At 56.9% G+C, this 2,052-nt stretch carries 2 protein-coding genes; both read left to right on the top strand.

The genetic code is table 11. The features are described from left to right. Window positions 1–84 precede the first annotated feature (84 nt). The gene (tnpB, locus tag NJC38_RS28960; RefSeq protein ID WP_244651899.1) at window positions 85–444 is read left to right on the top strand and encodes an IS66 family insertion sequence element accessory protein TnpB; all 360 of its coding nucleotides are present in this window, start codon (window positions 85–87) and stop codon (window positions 442–444) included. Window positions 445–462: 18 nt separating this feature from the next. Next, window positions 463–2,007, top strand: coding sequence for an IS66 family transposase (locus tag NJC38_RS28955; protein ID WP_253118188.1), 1,545 nt, complete (start codon window positions 463–465; stop codon window positions 2,005–2,007). Window positions 2,008–2,052 lie beyond the last annotated feature (45 nt).

The raw sequence follows: 2,052 nt of genomic DNA, 5'->3' as shown, positions 1-2,052 counted from the left end.
GTAACCGCTCCATGAACCCCACATTCAACGCGGCCAGATGATTCTGGATGCTGTGCTCCCGATTCCCTCCGGAGCCAGCACCTCATGATGCGACCCGACGCCAAAGTCGAAAAAGTCTATCTCTACCCCAAGCCGGTGGACTTCCGAAAGTCCATCGACGGCCTGGCCGCGCTGGTCGAGCTGGATATAAAAGTGGCGGTATTCGATCCTGTGCTTTTCGTCTTTCTCAACAAGTCCCGCAATCGAGTGAAGATCTTGTATTGGGAGCGCAACGGCTTCTGCCTTTGGCTCAAGCGTCTGGAGTCAGAGCGTTTCAAAACATCGCCCGATGCCACGGACGAGGCGATTATCCTCAGCGTCCAGGAACTGAATTGGCTGCTCGACGGTTTTGATCTGTGGCGCAACCGTCCCCATCAAGTTTTGACGCCGCGCTACGTGGCGTGACCCGGTATAATCCGGGCCATGATTTCTCTGCCCGATGACCTTCCTGATGACCCTGTCTTGCTCAAGCAACTGCTGCTTGAGGCACTCAATCGCCAGAAGGAATCGGCCCAGGCTTATCAGACTCACATCGTTGACCTGAAAGAACAGATCAAGCTGTTGCGCGACCGTCTGTTTGGACGCAAGTCCGAGCAAACCGTGGAACCCAATACGCCGCAACTGGCCTTGTTCAATGAGCCTGAAAGCGAACCAATGCCGTTGGTTGGCGACGCCGATGAAGACGTTGTAGAACCGACGCCACGCCGTGGCAAACGCAAGCCGTTGTCGGCCGATCTGCCGCGTATCGAAGTCATCCACGAACTGCCCGAACACGAACTGGCCTGTGCTTGCGGTTGCCGTAAACACGCCATCGGCGAAGAGACCAGCGAGCAACTGGACATCGTGCCGATGCAGATTCGGGTCATCAAACATATCCGTAAAATCTACGGTTGCCGAGGCTGCGAAGCAGCCCCGGTCACGGCTGACAAGCCTGCGCAACTGATCGAGAAAAGCATGGCCAGCCCAAGCGTACTGGCCATGCTGCTGACCACTAAGTATGTCGACGGTTTACCGCTGCATAGGTTTGAAACGGTGCTCAGCCGTCACGGTATCGATATCCCTCGGCAAACGCTGGCTCGCTGGATCATCCAGTGCAGTGAATACTTCCAGCCGCTGATCAATTTGATGCGTGACCGACTGCTGGAAAGTCCGGTGATTCACTGCGATGAAACCCGCGTCCAGGTGTTGAAAGAACCGGATCGAGACCCGACCAGCCAATCCTGGGTGTGGGTGCAAGCCAGTGGCCCACCGGATCGAAAAGTTGTGCTGTTTGATTACACGTCCAGCCGTGCGCAGGACGTGCCGTTGCGCTTGCTGGAGAGTTACCGTGGCTATGTCATGACCGACGATTACGCGGGCTATAACGCGTTGGCGTTGCAGCCGGGCGCGGAACGTCTGGCGTGTATGGCCCATGCACGACGCAAGTTCGTGGACGCGCAAAAAGTGCAGCCCAAGGGTAAAACCGGACGGGCCGATATCGCGCTGACGATGATCAACAAGCTTTACGGGATCGAGCGCGAGCTCAAAGATGCGAGTAATGAACAGAGGTTTATCGGTCGTCAGGAAAAGAGCCTGCCGATCCTGGCGCAACTGAAAAGCTGGCTGGATAAAACCCAGTCGCAGGTGACGGCACAAAGTGCACTGGGTAAGGCGGTGCATTACCTAGTGAATAACTGGAGCCGGCTGGAGCGCTACGTCGAAGCGGGTTACTTGCCCATCGACAACAATGCGGCCGAAAGAGCGATCAAGCCGTTTGTCATCGGGCGCAAGGCCTGGCTGTTCAGCGACACCGTCAACGGCGCCGGTGCCAGCGCGAAGATCTACAGCCTGGTCGAGACCGCCAAGGTCAACGGCCAAGAGCCTTATACGTGGCTGCGCCACGTACTCGAGCGGCTGCCGCACGCCTCGTCAGTAGCAGACTACGAAGCTCTGCTACCGTGGAACTGCTCGCCAGAAATGCCACAGTAAACCGTTAACCCATCGTTGGGCAGGTGGGGTTTATGGATCGCATAC

It is taken from the genome of Pseudomonas sp. 21LCFQ010, from assembly GCF_024129905.1.
Taxonomy (GTDB): Bacteria; Pseudomonadota; Gammaproteobacteria; order Pseudomonadales; family Pseudomonadaceae; genus Aquipseudomonas.
This window is presented reverse-complemented; position numbering and strand designations above follow the sequence as displayed.